Annotated in this window: 14 protein-coding genes; all 14 read right to left on the minus strand. The window is 38.2% G+C overall.

The features are described 5' to 3' along the window. Positions 1–101: 101 nt before the first annotated feature. The 14 genes from QM524_RS24580 to QM524_RS24645 all read right to left on the minus strand — a co-directional run bounded on the left by QM524_RS24580 (position 102) and on the right by QM524_RS24645 (position 22,383). Positions 102–2,447, minus strand: coding sequence for an efflux RND transporter permease subunit (locus QM524_RS24580; protein WP_095168289.1), 2,346 nt, complete (start codon positions 2,445–2,447; stop codon positions 102–104). Positions 2,448–3,130: 683 nt separating this feature from the next. Further along, positions 3,131–4,294, minus strand: coding sequence for an aldose epimerase family protein (locus tag QM524_RS24585; protein ID WP_283346682.1), 1,164 nt, complete (start codon positions 4,292–4,294; stop codon positions 3,131–3,133). Positions 4,295–4,466: 172 nt separating this feature from the next. Continuing rightward, positions 4,467–5,123 (minus strand): fructose-6-phosphate aldolase, encoded by a 657-nt coding sequence (gene fsa, locus QM524_RS24590; protein WP_166579266.1) that lies wholly within the window; start codon positions 5,121–5,123, stop codon positions 4,467–4,469. Between the two features lies 1 nt (position 5,124). Further along, a complete protein-coding gene (locus QM524_RS24595; RefSeq protein ID WP_283346683.1) occupies positions 5,125–5,781 on the minus strand; it encodes an HAD family hydrolase in 657 nt (218 codons plus the stop codon). Between the two features lie 12 nt (positions 5,782–5,793). After that, entirely contained in the window at positions 5,794–6,738 is a 945-nt protein-coding gene (locus tag QM524_RS24600; RefSeq protein WP_283346684.1) for a glycoside hydrolase family 43 protein, read from the minus strand. A gap of 159 nt (positions 6,739–6,897) precedes the next feature. Beyond that, positions 6,898–8,553, minus strand: coding sequence for a sodium/sugar symporter (locus QM524_RS24605; RefSeq protein WP_283346685.1), 1,656 nt, complete (start codon positions 8,551–8,553; stop codon positions 6,898–6,900). A gap of 287 nt (positions 8,554–8,840) precedes the next feature. Beyond that, the gene (locus QM524_RS24610) at positions 8,841–9,542 is read right to left on the minus strand and encodes an L-ribulose-5-phosphate 4-epimerase (protein ID WP_095168303.1); all 702 of its coding nucleotides are present in this window, start codon (positions 9,540–9,542) and stop codon (positions 8,841–8,843) included. 76 nt (positions 9,543–9,618) lie between these two features. Further along, positions 9,619–11,157: an alpha-N-arabinofuranosidase gene (locus QM524_RS24615; protein WP_095168306.1), complete on the minus strand. Its 1,539-nt coding sequence runs from the start codon at positions 11,155–11,157 to the stop codon at positions 9,619–9,621. A 143-nt stretch (positions 11,158–11,300) separates the two neighbouring features. Beyond that, positions 11,301–12,806: an L-arabinose isomerase gene (araA, locus tag QM524_RS24620; protein WP_283346686.1), complete on the minus strand. Its 1,506-nt coding sequence runs from the start codon at positions 12,804–12,806 to the stop codon at positions 11,301–11,303. 111 nt (positions 12,807–12,917) lie between these two features. Next, a complete protein-coding gene (locus QM524_RS24625; RefSeq protein ID WP_283346687.1) occupies positions 12,918–14,555 on the minus strand; it encodes a ribulokinase in 1,638 nt (545 codons plus the stop codon). Positions 14,556–14,754: 199 nt separating this feature from the next. After that, positions 14,755–15,456, minus strand: a complete 702-nt coding sequence (locus QM524_RS24630) for an NUDIX hydrolase (protein ID WP_283346688.1) — start codon at positions 15,454–15,456, stop codon at positions 14,755–14,757. A 458-nt stretch (positions 15,457–15,914) separates the two neighbouring features. After that, on the minus strand, positions 15,915–16,877 hold the full coding sequence (locus QM524_RS24635) for an arabinan endo-1,5-alpha-L-arabinosidase (RefSeq protein ID WP_283346689.1): 963 nt from the start codon (positions 16,875–16,877) through the stop codon (positions 15,915–15,917). A gap of 90 nt (positions 16,878–16,967) precedes the next feature. Next, entirely contained in the window at positions 16,968–18,950 is a 1,983-nt protein-coding gene (locus tag QM524_RS24640; RefSeq protein WP_283346690.1) for an alpha-L-arabinofuranosidase C-terminal domain-containing protein, read from the minus strand. Positions 18,951–18,972: 22 nt separating this feature from the next. Then, a complete protein-coding gene (locus QM524_RS24645) occupies positions 18,973–22,383 on the minus strand; it encodes a VCBS repeat-containing protein (protein ID WP_283346691.1) in 3,411 nt (1,136 codons plus the stop codon). Between the last annotated feature and the right edge of the window lie 37 nt (positions 22,384–22,420).

Here is a 22,420-nt window from a genome sequence, read left to right on the forward strand (position 1 = left end):
TTCATAAAACATGATAATCTATTATTCGGTCAAAAACAAAAGAGGGATGATTGTACAAGACAAACATCCCTCTGATATATTATATTCTGCTTAAAGCAATTTTATTGTTCTTCTAACACTACGGCTTTAGTTTTTCTAACATCCAATTTTTTACGATTGATTGTCAACAGTAATGCTGGTAATAAAATCAAGTTGGTACACATCGCAATCAAAAGTGTAATAGATACCATCACACCCATTGCAGCGGTACCGCCAAAACTTGATGCAGCAAATATAGAGAATCCACAGAACAAAATTACGGCTGTGTAAATCATACTCAAACCTGTACCAAAAATGGTGTTAGTGATAGATTCGCGTACACTATTGCCTTTTTCTTCCAATTCTTGACGATAACGAGTCAAGAAATAAACTGTTCCATCTGAGGCAATACCGAAAGTAATACTGAAGATTAGAATCGTAGAAGGCTTAAAGTGAATATCGAAAAAGCCCATAATTCCCGCTGTCAATGCCAATGGAATCAAACAAGGTAATTTTGATAAAATAATGATAGGAATCGAGCGGAAAAGCACCATACCCACCAAAGCAATCAACACAATGGCAATCAACAAACTTTCGTACAAGTTGCCCAACAAGTAGTCATTGCTTTTCAAAAACACCAAGCTATGTCCTGTCAAGCTTACTTTATATTGGTCTTTCGGGAAAATCTCATCCACTTGTGGCTGGATTTCTTTCATCAATTCTTTGATACGTACCGAACCTACATCAGCCATTTGGTAACTGATACGGGTAATACTTTTATCATCATTCAAGAACGGTTTGATTTGTTTTGAGGCTGAGGAAGAATCAGTTTGTAGATATTCAGATAGTTTTGACAACTCAAAAACACTAGGCATAATAAAGTATCGTCCTTCGCCTCCTTTATAAGATTGGTATAGGAAACGAACTGCCTCAACAATCGATAATGGTTTTGAAAACTCCTTGTATTGCTTTAAACGATTTTGTAAAGATTTTATCTTGTATAGGGTTTCGGCTTGGTTATCAAATACCCCATTTTTATGCTTCGTATCTACCATAATTTCGAAAGGCAAAACACCATTGAAATTTTCTTCGAAAAAGCGTAAATCAGCATAAATAGGATCTTTTTTAGGAAGGTCATCTACAACATATCCGATTACATTGATTTTGGTAACACCATAAGCAGATACCAACACAACTACTAAGGCTGTCAAATAAATCGCTGGACGGTGGTTATGAACTGTATGATCAATCCATGACAAGAACTTCTTAGCCCATTTTCCGTCCAAATGCTTCAAATGCTTCACTTGAGGCAATCCCATGTAGTACACTGAAATTGGAACTAAAACCAAACAAAGCACGTAAGTAACCATTACATTCAGGGCAGACACAACGCCAAATTCAACCAACAAACTACTGTTAGTAAAATAAAACACCCCAAATCCAATCGCTGTTGTCATATTGGCAAGGAATGTCGATAAACCAATCCCCGTAATCATATTATGAATCGCAAGCTGTTTGTCTCCATGAGCCGACAATTCTGCTTGGTAGCGATTAATCAAGAAAATACAGTTTGGTACACCAATCACAATCAATAATGGCGGAATCAAACCTGTTAGCATCGTAATCTTATAACCCATCATTACGAGTGTTCCCACCGAGAATACCACACCAATCAATACCACCAAAATTGATACTAGGGTGAAACGAATAGAACGGAAGAAAAACCATAAAATAGCCGCAGTCACTAGTACGGCCAATCCCATAAACAACTCCATTTCGTGCGATACCTTTTGCATCGTAGCAGTACGAATAAAAGGCATACCTGAAAGATGAAGCGTAGTATGGTGTTTTTCCTCAAACTGATGTGCTAAATCTCTGATTTCTTGAACAATTGAAATACGTTTCTTTGAGTTCAAAGCTTTCTCATTGAAAGTAATCGCCATCAAGGTGGTATTGGTTTTTGTATTAATCACCATACCGTCATAGAACTTCAAATTGGCAATTTTTTCCTTAATTGAATCAACCTCAGCCTGAGACTTTGGTTTTTGAGTCAACAAAGGTTTTACCTCAAAACGCTTGGTTGTTTCATTTACTTTCAAGTCAATCAGATTTGTTAGAGAGATTACATTTTTGATTCCCTCATGCTTTTTGATCGCCTGCGAAAGGTCGTACCAATCATTAAAATTCTCTAATTTATATAAGTCAGGCGATTGGTATCCAATCACCATAAGGCTACCATCTTCACCAAATAATTTCCTAAAGCGTTGATATTCTTGTTCAATTGGGTCGTTTGCAGGAAGAATACGGGCAAATTCATAAGATAATTGGATTCGGCTAGCCTGATACCCCATGTAAATGGTTGATACGATAATTAATCCAATCCAAAATAATCTATTTCGGATGATTAGTTCTGCGATTTTATTCCACATATAGTGTAATGTTAAATGATACAGTTGGCTCTTTTACAACTCCTCAATGTCATGAGTTGTTCTATCTAGAGCGATTTTCAGTGATTTGGCTTATTCCTAATTGTAAAAATAAATTGTATGTCTGAAGAGTTCAGTTGATAGACCCAAAATTCACGGAGCATTGATGTCAATATAATATTGGGTTAATAACTGATAGGGAATGAGAAGAAATATATTACTTAACGCAAATGAAGGATAAAATCTTATGAGTGCGTGTTGGCAATGAAACTTCAGACCAAAGCCTAGTTTGTCAAAGTCGTGTAAAATTTTTACAAAGCTTTCAAAACATTTCGAAAAACTCAACGCTATGTCGTCAAAATAGCTATCGGTTTGTTCTAGTGAAATGTTAGCCGCTAGTTTACTTTCAATCTGATATTGTAACACAATCTTACCCGTAATGCCATAACTCATCATTATTATAGCGAGCATCATAGCAAAGGCGGGCAATATGTTACTTTTAAAATATATCATGATTTACTACAAAATTAGTGTAGATGTCGGTTTTGCCCAAAAAAATAGGACTTTTCCCTATTTTTCATTTTATATTTACAAAAAAAATACAAAAAATTAAATTTTATATTTCTAAAAAAACAAAAAAGACAGCCCATCACGAGCTGTCTTCTCTTATATATTTTGTATTTTTCTTATTTCTTTACCGAAAACTTATAAACCGTAGTTGTTTCATATGTTTCTCCTGGTTTCAATACAGTGCTTGGGAATTTTGCTTGGTTTGGAGAGTCAGGATAATGTTGAGTCTCTAAACACAAACCAAAACGGTGCTTGTACACTTTGCCACCTTTTCCTGTAATAGTACCATCCAAGAAGTTACCTGTATAAAACTGAATCGCTGGTTCGGTTGTGAATACTTCCAACACACGTCCGCTTGTTGGCTCATACACCGAAGCGGCCAATTTCAAGTTCTTCGTTGAATCCGTTAATACCCAGCAGTGGTCATAGCCTAATCCAAATTTAATTTGCTCATCCTTCGCATCATTGATTCTAGCACCAATTTTGAATGGCTTAGTGAAATCAAATGGAGTTCCAGCTACTAGTTTCAATTCACCCGTAGGAATCAACGTTGCATCTACTGGTAAGAATTTATCAGCATTCAATGTTACTTCGTGGTCTAAGATATCGCTATCAAAACCACCTTTCAAGTTGAAATAAGCATGGTTTGTCAAGTTTACTACCGTTGCTTTGTCTGTAGTCGCCTTGTAGTCGATTTTCAAAGAATTATCTTTTTGCAAAGTATAAACCACCTCTACTGACAAATTACCTGGATAACCTTCTTCGCCATCTTTTGCTGTGTAAGTCAATTTCAATGATGGTTCTTCACCTTCGATTGGCGTAGCTTTCCAAAGTACTTTATCAAACCCTTTCAAACCGCCATGCAAAGCATTTGGTCCGTTATTTTTAGCTAGAGAGTAAGCTTTTCCGTCTAAAGTAAATTGTCCTTTGGCGATACGGTTGCCATAGCGACCAATCAAAGCGCCGAAATATGGAACACCTTTCTGATAACCCGAAAGTGAATCGCAACCAAGCGTGATATCATCAAATTTTCCATTTTTATCTGGAGCTGTCCAAGAAACGATTGTACCACCAAAATCAGAAATTTGAACAGTAGCTCCTGCGGCATTGTGCAAGGTGTAAAGCGTAGCTTGTGTGCTATCAGAAACTTTTCCGAAAGCCGATTGTTCGATTTTCAAGCTATCAGAAGTTCCTTGAGTAGATTCAGATTTTTTACTTTCGCAAGCCCACAACAAACTGGCTGTCAATAAACTTGCTACGAGGAGATTGTTTTTTTTCATAGTTTTTTTACTGTAAAATGGAAAAATTTGGGTTATCAAGAATTATATCGGATGTCGGATTTTTGATTTCGAATTGATAAAAATTCTCATATCTTGAAATCAAAAATCCTATCCAAAATTGTCTATTTTTTAGTAATAATTCAAAACGCCGCACTCTTCTTTCTTCACGCAATTAGTTCCACTTTCCTGCCATATCTTTCATAAACTTCTCAAGACCGATATCAGTCAAAGGATGCTTAAGTAATGCCAAGATAGCACTTAATGGACCAGTCATCACATCTGCACCGATTTCAGCACATTTCAAGATATGAATTGGGTGACGAATAGACGCTGCTAGGATTTCTGTTTCGAAACCATAATTGTCATAAATTGTGCGAATTTGCTCAATCAACTCTATACCATCAAATGAAATATCATCTAAACGTCCCACAAATGGCGAAACATAGGTAGCACCCGCTTTTGCCGCTAATAAGGCCTGTCCTGCTGAGAATACCAGCGTACAGTTTGTCTTGATGCCCTTATCAGAAAAATAGCGAATGGCACGAATACCGTCTTTAATCATGGGCACTTTTACCACAATTTTTTCATCTAAGGCCGCAAGAATTTCACCTTCAGCAATCATGCCTTCATAATCTGTTGAGATTACCTCAGCACTTACGTCGCCATCTACAATCGCACAAATGGCTTTGTAATGAGCAATAATATTATCTTTACCACTGATACCTTCTTTGGCCATCAATGATGGATTGGTTGTTACACCATCCAAAACACCTAAGTTTTGTGCTTCTTGAATTTCCTGCAAATTGGCAGTGTCAATAAAAAATTTCATGTCAAATACGTTTTAAAGTTGAAAACAGATTAAGGGTTGTGTAATCGGGTAGGCAAAACAATACGCTTGCAAACCCTTCGAATTCTTCCGCTTTGTGCGTCGTCGTAATAATGACAGCCTTCATTCCAGCATTGAGCGCCGTGCGTGCTCCTGTGGGCGAATCCTCAAATACTAAACACTGCTCATAAGGCACGTCCAATTGGTCGGCTACCTTAAAGAATACCGTCGGATCTGGTTTACCCAAAGTCACATCACGATCGCAAACAATCGACTTGAAATAATGACGAATGTTCAAATTGTCTAACACAAAATCTACATTTTCGGCACGTGCAGCTGTACCAATTCCCATCGGAATGCCAGCCTCATGAGCCGTTTGTAGCAATTGTGCTAACCCATCCACCAACCTGAGTTCAGGCAAAAACACCTCACGGTAAATCGCCTCTTTCTCAAATGAAATTTTATCCCGCTCTTCAAAAGAGTATTGTTCTCCGAAAATGCGCTGTAAAATTTCATCATTTTTGCCATGACATGTAGCGATAACTTCTTCCAAAGTCATTATTTTTCCTAGTTCGGCGAGTTTCTTTTGCCATGCACGGTGATGAACCATCATGTTGTCCACCATAGTTCCGTCCATATCAAAAATTAGAGCATTTTGCATCACCAATGATTTTTATTGTTTTAATAAAAACTCCAACTCTGCCTTACTTGCCTTAAATACCGTACCATGACGAGTACCCTTCGGAAAATGAACTTCTTCAGAAATATCTACCCAATTTTTTAGGTCCTTCGATTTCAAAGCTCCCATTTTGTGGCGTGTATATTGGTCGAAATATACAACCCAATCTTCACCAATTTTAGTTACCGTAGGCCCTTCAATCCAATCTAATTTTGAGATTGGCTCAGATGCAGGCGAAAAACCACTGTTCAAATGTTTGCTCAAAGCAAGCTTCAAATTCTTTTTTACAGGGTTTTTAGTCTCATCTTTCATAATCATAGCATATTTTTTCTTGGAAACTTGAAAAATTGATACGTCAATTACGTTGAAACCAGGGTCATAAAACAAGCGAGTAGGGGTAAAGGTTTTGAAATCCTTTGTTGTAGTCGCATACATACGGTGGTTGTATTTGCCATCGCCTTTGCCACCTTCAGTACTAGGAAATCTATCAGGAATGGTAGTAGCCCAATAAATCAAATATTCCTTGGTTTTAGCATCATAATTAATCTCTGGTGCCCAGCAGTTAAGCGCAGTTGGCTCATGTGACATCACAGGGATAAATTGTTGTTCTGACCAATGCACCAAATCTTTCGAACGTGCATAGCCGATGCCAAGATCATTCCAAGAAACTGTCCATACCATGTGAAAGTAACCATCTGGACCTTTCAAAATACAAGGGTCACGCATGAGCTTGTCTTTGCTAACTGTTGGACGTAAAAATGAACTATCCTTTTTTAATGCAGTCCAATTATAACCATCATAACTATAAGCCAAATGCAAACCATCTTGACCATTATCTCTGAAAGAAGAAAACAAATAGACATCATTCTGTGCCATAGATGTTGTTCCAAGTCCAAGAAGCATTCCAACAAAGAGTCCTAAAAAAAATCGAATTTTCATATCAATAACTGAAATATTGGGTGGGGATAAGTATTGAGTGATTTATTGAATTAGTGGTTTAGTGATTTTTTGAAATTTGTATCCATGGTTAGGAGTACTCACCACAGATACAAATTCATTTTCAAATTATCAAATCTTCAAATTTTCAAATCGATAATCCTACCAGAAAATCGTATAAATCAATACAACAACGGCAGTAATTAATAGTGCTCCAAAACGGAACGCTTTATCTGACTTAAACCAGCTGCTATCTACAACAAAAGCTTTTGGATGGTCTTTCCCTTTTGATTCTATCAAACTGATAACAACGGTTACCAGAGCGCAAATCCAGAATACAACGCCCATGCGGTTAAGGAAAGGCATATCTGGTGCTTGAACTTTCAAGAATGCCGACATTGGAATACTCAAGATAGTCGCTGCTAAGGCACCGTTGGCTGTAGCTTTTTTCCAGAAGAAACCTAACAAGAAAATTGCCAAGATACCCGGAGAAATGAAGCCTGTGTATTCTTGTATGTATTGGAAACCTTGACCTAAGTTTTTCAACAATGGACTAATAGCCAATGCAATCACAAATGAAACGACAATAGATACACGACCCATCCATACCATTTGCTTTTCGTTGAGGTCTGGTGCAAAGAATTTCTTATGAATATCCAAAACGTAAATCGTTGAGATACTGTTGGCTTTTCCTGCCAATGATGCTACAATCGCTGCAGTAAGTGCTGCAAACGCCATACCTTTCAAACCTGTAGGAAGGATATTTAACAAAACTGGATATGCATTATCTGGTTTTACAATACCGCCTTCTCTAATTCCTTCGACAATTGCCATATCTGCATTTTCTTGGAACAATACATACGCCGCCAAACCCGGCAACACTACGATAATTGGCATTAACATTTTGAGGAAAGAAGCAAACAACAAACCCGAACGAGCCGTTTTCAAATCAGCCCCCAAAGCGCGTTGCGTGATATATTGATTACAACCAAAGTAATTCAAGTTTACAATCCATTGACCTCCAACAATAAACATCAACAAGCCAGGCAATTGGTTGTACGCATCAATCATACCGCCTTGACCATCATGCACTTGGTATTGTCCTTTAGCAAAAATCATGTGCAAATGGCTATCAGCTTTATCCTTAATCAAACTCAATCCTTCAAAAATACCCGCGCCCGAACCTACTTTTGCTGAAAGTAAATCTAATGCCAAGTAAGTCGTTGCCAAACCACCTACAACCAAACAAACCACCTGAATTACGTCGGTATAACCAATTACTTTCATACCACCAAGGGTAATAAAAATCGCAAAAATGGTCAAGAAAGTTGCACAAGCCATAAAACTAAAGCCTGTCATCGTTTCAAGACTCAATGCACCCAAGTAAATGATGGATGTTAAGTTTACCAAAATGTACAAAAACAACCAAAACACCGCCATAATAGTACTGATACGATTGTCGTAACGGCTTGCCAAAAATTGGGGCATCGTGTAAATATTATTTCGGATATACATCGGTAAAAAGAATACCGCAATCAAAATCAGCGAGAAAGCACCCACCAATTCGTACACCGAAATAGCAATACCTAATTGAAAAGCCTGTCCACTCATACCGATAAACTGCTCGGCTGAGATATTTGAGGCAATAATTGACGAACCAATAGCCCACCATGTAAGTGAACCTTCCGCCAAGAAAAAGTCTTTTGAGTCAGCAGTTTGCTTACCCTTATTTTTGTAAACCCAATAACCGTAGCTCGCCACGATTACGAAGTAAACAAAGAAAATAATGTAGTCGAGAGATTCTAATCCGAGCTTCATAGATTAATAGAAGGAGATAAAAGATGGTGAGGCGTCACCAAAGGATTTCAGGTTTAATTTGAAAATTTCATTGCTGTACTGAATTGAGAATGAAAAATTAGTACATAGACACCTTCGTAATCTTCCCAATTCAGCACGCTTCATTATTTTATAGTGTTTGACTTGCAGGTTGTCCTGCTATTGGTTTCTATTTTTCAAAAACCAATAGCAGAAATATGGGTACTTTTAGAGAAATGCTTTCGAATTTTTAGTTTTCAAAACTCCGAAATCTAAACTTTTCACTTCGCTTAGCAACCTTGACCGTAATAAGCATTTTTGCCATGTTTACGTTCGTAATGTTTCAAACGCAAAGTGTCCTTGATGCGAGGAGTGTTAGGGTTAATCTGTAATGTCAAATAAGCCATACGTGCGACTTCTTCGAGAACAGCTGCGCTATAAACTGACTTTTCAGCCGTTTTTCCCCAAGTAAATGGACCATGGTTTTGTAAAAGAACCATTTCCATTTCTTTGTAAGAAAGACCTTTGTCGGCAAAACAGTTGAAGATTTGATTACCCGTTTCAAATTCATAATCACCTTCAATCATTTCGTCAGTCAACACAGGAGCACATGGAATATCTTGGTGAGTATGATCCGCGTGCGTAGTTCCGAAGATAGGAATGTCCAAACCAGCTTGTGACCAAGCCACAGCATAGGTACTATGTGTATGTGTAATTCCACCGATACCTTCCCAGTTTTTGTATAACTGAGCATGTGTTTTGGTATCTGAAGAAGGACGCATTTTGCCATCTACTACTTTGGCATCATAGTCCATAATAACGATATCCTCAAGTTTCAAAAACTCATAAGGCACACCACTTGGTTTGATAGCAAACACCGCTTGCGAACGGTCAACAGCACTTACATTACCAAAAGTAAAAAGCACCAAACCCAGTTTAGGAAGCTGCATGTTTGCTTCATAACATTCCTCACGTAGAGATTGATAAGTCATGATTGTAATTAATTTTAGGTAAAAGACTCGCCAGAGGTTTCTAGCGAGTTTTTACAATTGTATAGTAAAAGCTTTATTATTTCAGCTCCAATACTACTACCGAAGTAGCAGGTAATTTTACTTTAAGCGTACCTCCAGAAATACTTGCCCCTGTAAAAGTAGTTGGCTTTACTTTTTCAGGATTATCAAAAGTATTGTGGTCTTGTACTTTTGCCGACGTTAACACACGACCTGTAACCGCTTTCGCCGTGATTCCTTTCAAGTTGATAGAAATCTCTTGTCCTTTGTTAATGTCAATGTTCGTTAATGAAATATGAACAACACCCGCTTGGTCTTTTGAAGCCGAAACAGAAACCGCTGGCAATTTTTCAGTACCAAATACATAGTCATTCGACTTTATTTCAACAGGAATATTGGTCGCATCTTGGTGAACATTGTACATTTCCATTACGTGGTAAGTTGGAGTCAAAATCATTTTTTCCTCCTTTGTTAGCACAACCGCTTGCAACACGTTTACGATTTGAGCCAAGTTTGCCATTCTCACACGTTCAGAATGTTTGTGGAAAATATTCAAAGTTGCGCCCGCTAACACAGCATCACGCATGGTATTTTGTTGGTACAAAAACCCTGGGTTTGTTCCTTGCTCTACTTCGTACCAGCCACCCCATTCGTCAACTACCAATGCCACTTTCTTTTTAGGGTCATACTTATCCATAATAGCGGTATGCTTTTGGATTAGCTCATCCATAAACAAAGCCTGCTGCATAGTTTTGAAATAATGTTCTTCTGTGAAATTGGCTGCTGGACCTTTTTTGTCCCAGTTAATCACCGAGTAATGGTGTAATGCAATACCCTCCAACATGTGATGAGGAATATCACGCATCAAAACCTCTGTCCAATTATAATCCTTCGAGTTAGCACCAGAAGCAATTCTGAACAACTTCGAACCGTTATCCCAATCCGTCATAAAAGTGGCGTATTGACGATAAATGTTGGCATAGTATTCTGCCTTCATGTTACCACCGCAACCCCAAGCTTCGTTTCCAACACCCCAGTACTTTACTCCCCAAGCTTTATCCTGACCATTTTCCTTACGCAAATTGGCCATTGGACTCACGCCATTATGGTTTACATATTGAACCCAGTCAGACAATTCTTTTACAGTACCACTACCTACGTTACCAGCCAAATAGGGTTCTGTACCTAATTCTTTACACAAATTCAAAAAATCATGTGTTCCAAAGCTATTATCTTCTGTTACACCGCCCCACCAAGCATTCACGATCGAAGGACGTTGTTTTTTAGGACCAATACCATCTTTCCAGTGGTAAGTATCTGCAAAACATCCCCCTGGCCAACGAAGATTAGGAATCTTCATTTTTTTCAAGGCCTCAATCACATCCTTACGAGCACCGTTGATGTTAGGAATTTTCGTGTTATTTTCACCTACATACAAACCTCCATAAATACAAGCCCCCAAATGTTCCGCAAAGTGACCATATATCTGGCGGTTGATTTGTGTTTTGGCTTGCGAGGCATCAAGCGTTACTTCGTTTTGAGCAAATCCTTGTAATGACATAGCTGCAAGCGCTAATGTCGAAATCCATTTTTTCATAGTTTAGTTAATTAATTTAGGAGGATAGTTTGTTTTCAGTCGACAAAGTAGTGAGTCTGTTTGATTCTAAAACAAAACCCTACATCATCATTTCTGTGATATTTGGGCGAATAATGCGTATAACACCATTCGCCCAAAACTGCTTATTTGTATGCTACTTCATTCCAACGCAACTCGTTTTTAAGATTGCGCAACTGAGTATCTTTATTAATTACTACCAACTCAACACCAAACATATCAGCCAAATCCTCGATATATTCAGTTGTAAGGTTTTGGCTAAATACGGTGTGGTGAGCACCACCCGCCAAAATCCAAGCAGCACATCCTGTTGCCATATCTGGTTGTGGTTTCCACAATACGCGCGCTACAGGTAATTTTGGTAACTCTTCTGTTACATCTACGCCATCTACTTCGTTTACTAAGATTCTGAAACGGTTACCCATATCGATCAAAGAAACGTTCAAGGCTGCACCAGCACCACCATTGAATACCAAACGTACTGGATCTTCTTTACCGCCAATTCCTAATGGATGTACTTCACATTTTACAGCACCTTTCGCAATACTTGGACAGATTTCTAACATGTGTGCACCCAATACCATTGGATTAGCTGGATCGAAATGATAAGTATAATCTTCCATGAAAGAGTTACCACCTTCCAAACCACTAGCCATAAACTTCATCACACGAACCATCGCAGAAGTTTTCCAGTCACCTTCGCCACCGTAACCATAGCCAGCAGCCATCATACGTTGTGAACCGATACCAGGCAATTGCTTCATACCGTACAAATCTTCGAAGGTATTGGTATAAGCACCAAAGCCACCATCTTCCAAGAATGCTTTCAAACCAAGTTCGATGCGAGCAGCTTCAAACAAAGAGGCACGCATAGCACCACCTGCTTTCAAAGAATCCATTACTTGGTAGGTATCTTCGTATTCTTTTACTAATTGATTGATTTCAGCATCAGAGAATTGGTTGATTACTTTTACTAAATCACCAACACCGTGTGTATTTACTGAGAATCCAAAAGTCATTTCAGCACCTACTTTATCGCCGTCTGTTACTGCTACTTGACGCATGTTGTCACCGAAACGAACTACTTTCAAACGTTGCATTTCGAAACGACCTGCCGCTACACGTGCCCAAATATTGATTTTTTGTAAAACATCTTCTTGCTGCCAGTGACCAACCACTACTTTACGGCTCAAACGCATACGAGACATAATGAAACCAAACTCACGGTCACCATGTGCCGATTGGTTAAGGTTCATAAAGTCCATGTCGATGCTCGACCAAGGAATATCACGGTTGAACTGTGTATGCAAGTGCAACAATGGTTTTTTCAAAATATTCAAACCACGAATCCACATTTTTGCAGGAGAAAAAGTGTGCATCCATGCGACAATACCAATACAGTTAGGGGCAAAGTTTGCTTCTTGACAGATATTATAAATCTCATCTGGTGTTTTCACCACTGGCTTGAAAATCACATTTACAGGGATAATCGAAGATGCTTGGAACGAGTCCGCAATGATTTTCGAATGTTCATCTACCTGACGAAGTGTTTCTTCACCGTATAAATGTTGGCTACCTGTTACGAACCACACTTCTAATGGCAAACCGCCAAATGTTTTTAAATTACTCATTGTTCTGATTGTCTTGATGTTTTAATTTTTTGGAACTAGATTTGGCAATCGGCTATCGGCAGTCGGCTATCGGGAAAAACTGAAAGCTGACTGCTGAATGCCGACTGCTATTTATATATTCTCCTCAATATACTGTCCGATGCCTTGGTATCTTTGATATAATGCTTCGTAGGTAGGCACAACTTCTGGACGAGGTTCGTAAGTTGCATCAAATGCGGAAGCCATATTTTTCTGTGCTGAGGCCATATCTGGATATACACCGGCTGCTACTGAAGCACAAATCGCTGCACCCAAAGCACAAGCTTGGTCTGAACTCGCTACTTTGATTGGCATGTTCAATACGTCTGCCAAAGTTTGCATGACAAATGGTGATTTTTTGGCAACCCCACCAATCGCAATCACTTGTTTGATAGGAACACCCTCTTGTTGGAAACGGTCAGAAATAGCTCTTGCACCAAAAGCCGTTGCCTCAACCAACGATTTGAAGATTTTCACAGCATCGCTACCCAAGTTTAAGCCAATGATTCCTCCTTTGAGTGTATGTTTAGCGTCGGGTGTACGACGACCATTCATCCAGTCAACAGATACAATATCGGTAGCTTTAATAGGTAGTTCTGAGGCCTTTTCTGAAAGATAAGGAATCAACTCAGCACTAAGTTTGTCGGCAGCTTCCTGACCCAATAGGTCGCGTACTGGCCCTACAATTACTTTTTGGAACCAAGCGTACAAATCACCAAATGCCGATTGTCCAGCTTCCATTCCTAACATGCCAGGAATGATTGAGCCATCTACTTGACCACAAATACCACGAATCAACAAATGTCCAATTTCTTCGTTTGGCGCAACCAACATATCGCAAGTTGATGTTCCGATTACTTTACACAAAGAATAGGGCTGAATATCTGCCCCAACTGCCCCCATGTGACAGTCAAAAGCACCTACACCAATTACAGCTTTATCTGAAATACCTAGTTTATCAGCCCATTCTTTTGAAATGGTACCCATACTATTATCTGAAGTATAAGTCTCGCTAAAAAGTCTATCTCTTAATCCACCCAAAAGTGGATCTAATTTTGTCAAAAATTCTTCAGAAGGAAGTCCTTCAAATTCTTGATGCCAAAGCGCTTTATGTCCTGCGGCACAACGGCTTCTTTTCATCGCAATTGGGTCAGTATTTCCTGTTAATACAGCCGAAATCCAGTCACAATGTTCAACCCAAGAATAGGCCTTTTCACGAATGGTTTCATCTACGCGTAGGGTACGAAGGATTTTTGCCCAAAACCATTCTGATGAATAAATTCCTCCAACATATTTTGTAAAATCGGTATCCCAATGATGTGCTAAATGATTGATTTCTTCAGCTTCGGCATTTGCAGTATGATCTTTCCAAAGAATAAACATCCCATTCGGATTTTCAGCAAACTCTGGTAATAATGCCAAAGGTGTGCCGTTTTGGTCAACGGCCACAGGAGTAGAACCTGTAGTATCTACCGAAATACCTACAATATTTTGTTTTACCTCATCGCTCAAACCTTCTAATGCACCAGCTATCGAATTTTGTAAACCCTCCAAATAATCCAAAGGGTGTTGTCTAAACTGCGATGAAGCTGGATCGCAATACAAACCTTGCTTCCAACGTGCATAATAGTGAACGGCTGTACCTACTTCTTCGCCTGTTGCGGTATTTACTACCAGTGCTCTTACCGAGTCTGTTCCGTAATCAACTCCGATTACAAATTGATTTTTCATTCGTTGAATATATGTTTAAAGCCGAGCTGAAATCAGCCAAATGCGTTAAATTGACACAATTTTATATTTCAAAAAAGCGAATAAGTACTTTTTCTTATAAACCTTCTGTTATTTCCCTAAGCACAAGTTATTTATAAAATACTCATGACCTATTCAGGTTTATATGGATTCACTTATTCGCTCTTGGTACTTTCAGATTTTAGACTTTAAAATCAGACACAAAATAATGAAAAGCATTAAACTGTCTCTGATATTTCTCTTGGTCTAGTTTATACAAAATCGCCTTCTTGGTCGCCGAGTTTTCGTTCTTTTCACCTGTATCTATCAACAATTTAGTCGATAGAATTTTACGGCTAAAGTTACGGCGGTCTAAAGGCGTATCATAAATCGCTTCATAGAGTTTTTGCAATTGAGGAATCGTAAATTTCTCAGGCAATAACTCAAATCCAATGGGATGCAAGGCTGCACGATATCGCAATCTTTCAAGTGCCAAGTTGACCATATTACTGTGGTCAAAAATGAGTTCTGGACGATTTTTCAAACTAATCCAAAAAGCATTTTGAGACTTCGCTGCATCCTGACTGTGTGCGTGGATATTAATCAAAGCAAAAAAACAAACCGAAACTGTTCGCTCTACTGGGTCACGATTGATCTCGCCAAAAGTTTTAATTTCTTCGAAATAAATATCTTTCAAACCTGTCAAGTCATACAAAATACGGTTGGCTGCCACTTCCAAATCCTCATCCTCATTCAAGAAACCACCCATCAATGACCACTTGCCACGCTCAGGTTCAAAATCACGTTTGATTAATAATAACTTCAACTCTTCTCCATCAAACCCAAAAACAATACAGTCCAGAGCCAAAAGGATTCGAGTACTATGATTATATCTTGCTAGCATTCTTTGTTATAGTTTTTATAAAGCTTTGGGCTTTGTCATAAATAGCCTGATTACTTCTAGAAAATGGTTATTCGTTTAACTTCAGGTAAAAAATACGTATAAAACGAGATTTTCTACTTTAAAAATTCGAAATAACTTATTTTCACTCAAAAAAGGACTAAAATGAAGAAATTATTTCAATTTTAATCCTTTTTCAGGAAGTGAAGGGAATCAGTGATTCCCTCACTATACACTATTTATGAAATACAAATCGCTATGATTATTCAAAACGTGTTATTTTGACACAATTTTAAATCAAATATTTGATTAATACAAAAAATAATGAGAAAAATTTAGGAGATTATCTCAGCAATAGTCTGTAAGCCCTTGTAAACAAAGTACTTGAACGTATGAATATCACATAAAAAGCAGTAGGTGGCTTTTTTTATGGGAAAATTGAAACAAGAAAACAGCTAAAATTAATCCCAAGAAAGAACTGGCCAGCCATTTTTGAATTTCATATTTATCAAAGCAAACTTCGATTTCCCTTCCTCAGAAGCATCATAGAAATGAATGGAGGTAATCAGCTTTTTTCCATCACGCAGTAATCCCACATGACCTGGCCCAAGTCGAGAACCTTGACTACGAAGTAAAACTGTGCCACCTCCTTCGGTAAGCTTACGACCCGATTGGTCAACAAAAGGACCAAGAGGATTTTCGGAACGACCTACCACTATATAGTAAGTGCTATTTAAACCCTTGCAACACAAGCCATTATTAACAAAAAGATAATAATATTTTCCTTCCCGAATCAAACATGCTGCTTCCCAGTCAGACTCACGTCCACCAGCTAATTTGCTCAGGCTAGCCCCCGCTTCAATTTTGCCTGTAAGGGTATCCAATTCTACACCAGCAATACCCGCATGAAACGACCCATACGCCATATATACCCGCCCATCATCATCTTTCAAAATGCTTGGATCAATGGCATTAAAATCCTTTTTCTCTTGTGATTTTACAACCATACCTTGGTCTGTCCATCCGTAGTTGGGACTATCAGGATTGAGGCTTGATGACGTCACCAATCCAATAGCAGAAGTCGGCGATCCGAAAGTGGAACATGAATAATACACATGATATTTTCCGTTCATAAAAATCACATCAGGTGCCCAAAAATGCCCCTTGAAGCCTTTTACAGTGCTATCAATCCAAGCAGGATGTTCTCCTTTTTTGAATATTGGCGGGGTTTTAACGTCCCAATATTTCAAATCTTTTGAAAATGCTGGAGTGATACCCCAGCCTGTTGAAAAGTACCAAAACATGTCACCATCCCTTACAACGGTACTTGGGTCATGGGAGTAAGGATGTTCTGTTTGGGCAAAAGATAACTCATATTGGCACCACATCAGCAATGCCATACAACAAGTAGAAATAGATTTCATTTTGAGGATTTGGAATTTGAGGAATTAAAAAAAGAGGGGGAAAATTGTCATAATTTTCCCCCTCAAACTAACTCAGATTTTCAAATTTTATTAAAGTGTTTTTATCCTTACCACATAAAATGAATACGGTGCCAGTTCGAGACTTACTTTTTTAGTCTTTGCATTCACCACAATTTTCTTTTCAGTAGGACTCACTTTTAGGGCTTCTTCAAAAGTATTTACGGCATTTGGATCACTTTGCATCACAATCAATTTAGCGTTTGGATCCAGTTTTTTTACACCATCCAATTGGATTTCACGCACTTGAGCTTGACTATTATTGTTCGCAATTTTCAAGATAATTTCATTACTAGCTTTGTCCCAACTTGCTGAGGCATACAAACTGTCTTGTCCTATCAATGGTTGATTATTTTGAGTCATCGATAAAACGTGGGTGCCTTTGTTTAATGAATAAAGTTGTTGTACATAATAACTTGGAGTACCAAATGATTGCAAGTTATCAACCCAAATCAAATCAGGATTCCACTGCCAACCATCCACGTGTGCAAATAACGGAGCATAAGAGGCCATTTGAACCACAGCAGCATTACGTTCCAAGCCAGTCATAAATGCAGCTTCAGAAAGCGCAGCTCTCCAAGTGTTACGATTGCTAGCAGAAGCGCCATTGTTAGTATGAGAGGCATATTCTCCTGCAAAAACTTTTGAACCATTACGGTCGTAGCTATCATAACGCCCTGCATTTTTCAAGAACCACTCTGGTGCACGGTAATAATGCTCATCAATAAAATCAGCGTTCATAGCACGCAATTCTTTATTCAAATAGTCAAAACGGTCGCCGTTAGGGTCTGTACCAGAGCTATTTATCAATTTGAAATTAGGATATTTTGCTTTGATAGCTTTCGTAAATACTTTCAAACGCTCAATGTACTGTGGTCCCCAGTTTTCGTTACCGACACCCATCATTTTCAGATTAAAAGGCGCTGGATGCCCCATTTGAGCACGCACTTTTCCCCAAGTCGTATTGATGTCTCCATTGGCAAATTCAATCAAATCTAAAGCATCTTGCACATACGGTTCGAGTTGATCCAAAGGCACGACTTCTGCTGAATTAAACTGACAAGCCATACCGCAGTTAAGGATTGGAAGTGCTTCAGAACCAATATCTTCTGCCAATTGTAAATACTCAAAAAATCCTAAACCAAAAGTTTGGAAATAATCTGGCGCTGGACGATGTGCAAACTCGATATTCCAACGGTTCATGATCAATTGGCGTTCTTCGATTGGGCCAATTGTTTTTTTCCATTGGTAACGGTTGTTCAAATCAAAGCCTTCAACAATACATCCTCCAGGGAAACGAATAAAGCCTGGTTTTAAATCGGCCAACTTCTGAATCATATCGGCACGCATCCCTCCAGGGCGTCCTTTCCAAGTATCTTCTGGAAATAGAGAAATCATATCTAAGTCGATTTGACCATTTCCTTCAAACCACAAACGAAGTTTACCTTTTGCCTCAGTAGCTTTGGCATTAAAACTCACAGCTTGTCTATGCCATTGCCCATCCGTTTGAGATGGCGTCAGCGTACCTTCTCCAATTACTTGTCCTTTAGCATCAAGTAACTCAGCATGAACTTTAACAGGACTTCCTGATTGGCGGTACATCACGGAAAAATCATATCTTAATCCATTTTTGATACCCATTCCACGGAAACCCTCATTGGTCAATCCAAGGTCTCCTTTTTGTGCATTTTCAACCTTAACACTCACAAAGCGAGGGTTAGCAGTGTTTTTATCAGCACGATTTTGAATCAATACTTCTCCTTCATGAAAAGTTTTTCTTTCTATTTTCCAACCCATCAATGGTTTTTGGAATTCGAAAGAGCGGTTTTTAACCAATTCGGCATAAATACCTCCATCGGCACCGAGGTTGATATCTTCAAAAAATATCCCCCACATAGTAGGTTGTATTTCTGAAACTGGTTGCGCAACATTCACCTTTATCGGAGTAGGTGCTTGTGCTTGCGCCAACAAAGTGGTAGCCACAAATAGACTAACGGTCTTTATTATACGGTTCATATAAATAGATAAATGGGATAAGTTAATGTTTCGTATGTATATTGTTTTTATAGGATACTATGGGGTAATATTTTAGTCTTTGATTATTTTCTGCTACCACCAAATAAGACTTCTGTACTCCATGAATTAGTTGCATTGCTTTGGTATCTCCTCTCAAAAATAATCCTTGATAACCAATAGGTTGGGGTATAAATCTTTTCTGCTTTGTGCCCAACAAAATTAATCCGTAACTGGCATCAATTCTTCCTGTGGTTATTTCGGTTTGAAATTCATTTCCTGCCAAAATCAAATCTAGCATTCCATCAGCATTGACATCAGTAACTTCGATAGCGTTAATAGGAGCCATTTGAGCCTCAATCGGCAAGTCGTGCGTTACAAATTTTCCAGCTTGATTTTCAAGCCAAACACTTTGTGCATAGTCACAACTCAAATCTACAAGTGACTCATTTCCAATGTGTTTTATCAGTTCATCCATCGTTGTTTCAGAAAAATCACGGTGCAATAGGAATTTCTTTTTTATCGTGGGCGTTTGTTCCGCAAATTGATTGCGGTCTAAGTCGGGATACAGTTCAAAATCTCCTGTTTTATTTTTCAAAAAATAGGCAGGAAGCAGCTCATTCGTGCCGTTATTATCAATATCCTTCGCAAAAAGATGATAAGGTCTTGTTTCTGAAATATGATATTTTTGATTGAGTCCCCAATTTCCTAACACCAAATCTTGGTCTCCATCGGCATCTAAATCCTTTGCGATTATACTCCGCCACATACCTTTCCTATGAGTCAACTCGCTAGTTTGAGTATCTAAACTTAATTCCCCATGTTGATTTTTGAAAAATTGAACGGAAGTCCATTCTCCTACGATTACTAAATCAATCTGATTATCGTGATTGTAATCTGTCCAAACTGCCCCTGTAATCATTCCAGCATACTGAAGTTCTGGTGCTAATTGAGCGGTTTGTTCTTTAAAAAAGCCATTTTGGTTAATCAATAAATAACTCTGAGGAAGTTGAGGAAAATGTTCGGCATCAAGACGACCACCTACAAAAATATCTTGGTCGCCATCATGGTCAATATCTGCAACTGCTAAGGTAGTACAAAAAGTTTGAAGCTGTGCAGGGATTGCCATTAAATTCTGCTGAAAATTGCCTTTCCCATCATTTAAAAATAATTGTACTGAGCTGTGATAGCCTCTTGGGTACTCGGTACTTCCACCTGCCAGAAGCAAATCCAAATCGCCATCGTTGTCGGTATCTACCAAAACCGAAGCCAAATCTTCTTGCAATTTTGAGGTTTGAACTAATACTTGCGCTTTAAAACCACCCGTTTTTTCCTGCATAAAAAAACATCCATTTTGATGAGAAGCTCCTCCTACAAAAAAATCTTCCAGTCCATCACTATTGATATCTACCTTCGCTAAGCATGGTCCCAGTTGTGAGTATTTCTGAGGTTGCAAACGACGATTGTAATAGTCAAAAAATGGTGTTTCTTGATGAATAAAATCAAGTCCAATACCTTTATCTTCAAAGAACTTTGTATGAATATCTACTAACTCATTAGCATCACTTTCTTTCAAAAGTAAGCTTGTATCTACTTTTACTCGAAAAAGTTTTTGTACTTTTTGATTTGGCCAAGTTACTATTAATGAATCGATTAGACTATACTCTCCCAAACCAAAATGCAAACGATTTTCGACAGAAGAAGCATATCCACGAACGGGTTGCTGTTCGAGCATTTGTACTTTTCCTTGATGATGTACCTCAACCTTTGTCCCAAATCCATCCAGATTATTTTGACTACCTTGTAAAACAACACTTAAAAAATGGCGATTTTTATCCTCATCATTTAAGGTATTTTGATAAAGAAACGCCTTTTGATTAGTATTGTTAATGACTAAATCTAAATCGCCATCATTGTCAAAATCGGCATAGGCAGCACCATGCGAAATAGAAGGATTTTCTAGTCCAACCTCTTGTGTGATATCTTCAAATTTAAGGTTTTGAGTATTTTGAAAGAAAAAATTATTCAACTTAACAGGTCCAAACTCATCCAATTTTTTTCGTAAATCATGAATACTTTTTGTATCAAAAGTATTTAAACTATTGCTTCCGCCGCCAAACTGATAACTACTTTGTTGGGCTTCTTTAGTAAAATTCAGAAAATCATTGTTTGTCAAATCCTTAGCCAAACCATTGGTGATATGTAAATCTTTCCAGCCATCATTATCAAAATCAGCACACAGCACACTCCAACTCCAATCTGTTTCGGCTACTCCTGCCAAATTACCTATCTCACTAAAAATAGGTATTTGCTGTTGGTTCACAAGTTGATTTCCTCGATGAAGCTGTAACATATTCCGTGAAAACTCAGGTTGATATCCTAGTTTTCGTTGCATATCGTACTTCTCAGGACTAAATCCCAATGCCATCATTTTTTTACGCTCATTGGTTGGCTGGAGCATATCCAAAACCATGATATCAGGTAACAAATCATTATTCAAATCTGCGACATCAACTCCCATACTATTATAACTTTGATGCTGGGTAGCTTGAGCTATTACATTTTTGAAAGTTCCATTTTGTTGATTTAACCACAGTTTATCATTGCTGAGATAATCATTGGCCACATAAATATCAGGATAGGTATCATGATTAAAATCGGCGACGGTTACACCCAAACCATAACCATCCTCTAAAATACCTGTTTGTCGAGAGACATTCTTAAAAACGGGATGACCAAGTGCTTTGTCAAAACCCTGATTTTGATATAAATGGTCAGCGGCAGGCGATAATCCTGAGGAGTCAGGCGCCACAAGTTTATTTGGTTGAGGGTTAAACAACTGATGGTTCAATACATATACATCCAAATCGCCATCTTTATCATAATCTAAAAAACAAGCTTGTGTCGAAAAACCTTCATCTGCCAATCCATAGGCTTGGGCTTCTTCCTTGAAAGTCAGGTTTTTCTGATTTATTAATAAAATATTCTTCCGATTCTGAGGGTTTTTATGGTGTGAAACGCAAATATAAATATCCTGCCAACCATCTTGATTAATGTCCACAATGCTCACACCTGTACACCACGATAACTCAGGAATATTAGCCTTTATAGTGATGTCCTCAAATTGCATTGTTCCTTTATTCAAATACAAGCGAGGACGAACTTGACTACCTACAAAAATTACATCTTGCAAACCGTCATTATCGAAGTCGCCAACTCCCACGCCTGAACCGATATACATGTATTCATTCGTATAAAAATTAACCGAATCAGACTCTGTCAGCGTATTACTAAAATCAATATGTGACTGACTACTAGAAATAGAAACAAAATGTAAAGGACTTTTAGTCTTCTTTTGACATGAAGTAAATCCACCCAAAAAGATGAAAAACAGAAAGATATATCTTTTTGAAGTCGTCAAAAAAAAATGTCTCATAATCATTTTGTAAGTTATTTTAGTGGCATGTAGCTTC

This window comes from Flectobacillus roseus (assembly GCF_030056595.1).
GTDB lineage: Bacteria > Bacteroidota > Bacteroidia > Cytophagales > Spirosomataceae > Flectobacillus > Flectobacillus roseus.